This is a genomic window from Streptomyces sp. SID10853 (assembly GCF_010548145.1).
Lineage (GTDB): Bacteria > Actinomycetota > Actinomycetes > Streptomycetales > Streptomycetaceae > Streptomyces.
The window spans coordinates 1-980 of sequence record NZ_JAAGLN010000496.1; the positions used below are offsets into that span (position 1 = coordinate 1).

Sequence of the window (980 nt, forward strand, 5' to 3'; positions counted from 1 at the left end):
GCAGGGCGACAGCGGTGACGGCGGCGACAGTGGCGGCCCCTCCGCCGGGCTCGTCGGCGGGATCGCCGCGGTGGTCGTGCTCGGCGCGGCCGGTGTGTGGCAGGCGCGCCGCAGGCGCAACAGCGGATGACGGTGTCACTCCGCGCCCCCACCGTGGGCCGCAGCAACGCCCTGCACGCGGGGGCCTGGTGGCTGTGGGCCCTCGGCCTGGCCACCGCGGCTTCCCGTACGACCAACCCGCTGCTGCTGGGCCTGCTGGTGGGGGTGGCGGGCTATGTGGTGGCGGCCCGGCGTACGGACGCGCCCTGGGCCCGCTCGTACGGCACGTTCGTACGGCTCGGGCTGTTCGTCATCGGTATCCGGCTGGTGTTCTCGGTGATCCTCGGCTCACCGGTCCCCGGCTCGCACACGCTCTTCACCCTGCCCGGACTTCCGCTGCCGCACTGGGCGCAGGGGGTGCGGATCGGCGGCCGGGTGACGGCGGAGCAGCTGGTCTTCGCGCTGTACGACGGGGCGAAGCTGGCCACGCTGCTGATCTGTGTGGGCGCCGCGAACGCGCTCGCCAATCCGGCCCGGCTCCTCAAGTCCCTGCCGGGCGCCCTGTACGAGGTCGGGGTGGCGGTCGTCGTCGCGATGACCTTCGCGCCGAACATGGTCGCCGACGTGGTGCGGCTGCGGACCGCGCGGCGGCTGCGCGGCCGCCCCACGGGCGGGGTCAGGGCGGTCCTGCAGATCGGGCTGCCGGTCCTGGAGGGCGCGCTGGAGCGGTCGGTCGCCGTCGCGGCGTCGATGGACGCCCGTGGGTACGGCAGGACGGCGCGGGTGCCGCGTGCGGTCCGGCACACCACGACCGCGCTGACACTCGGCGGGCTGCTCGGGGTCTGTGCGGGGACGTACGGTCTGCTGGCCGCCGAGGGCGCCTCGTACGGTCTGCCGGTGCTCGGGGTGGGGCTGCTGGCCGCGCTGGCCGGGCTCAGGCT

General features: G+C 75.5%; 2 protein-coding genes. Both read left to right on the forward strand.

The genetic code is table 11. The annotated features are described in order from the left end of the window. The first annotated feature begins 70 nt into the window (after window positions 1-70). Window positions 71-130, forward strand: a complete 60-nt coding sequence (locus tag G3I19_RS38385; protein WP_343235317.1) for a hypothetical protein — start codon at window positions 71-73, stop codon at window positions 128-130. After that, on the forward strand, window positions 127-980 hold an 854-nt coding region (locus tag G3I19_RS36610; protein ID WP_164267963.1), incomplete at its 3' end, for an energy-coupling factor transporter transmembrane component T. The genes G3I19_RS38385 and G3I19_RS36610, both read left to right, overlap by 4 nt.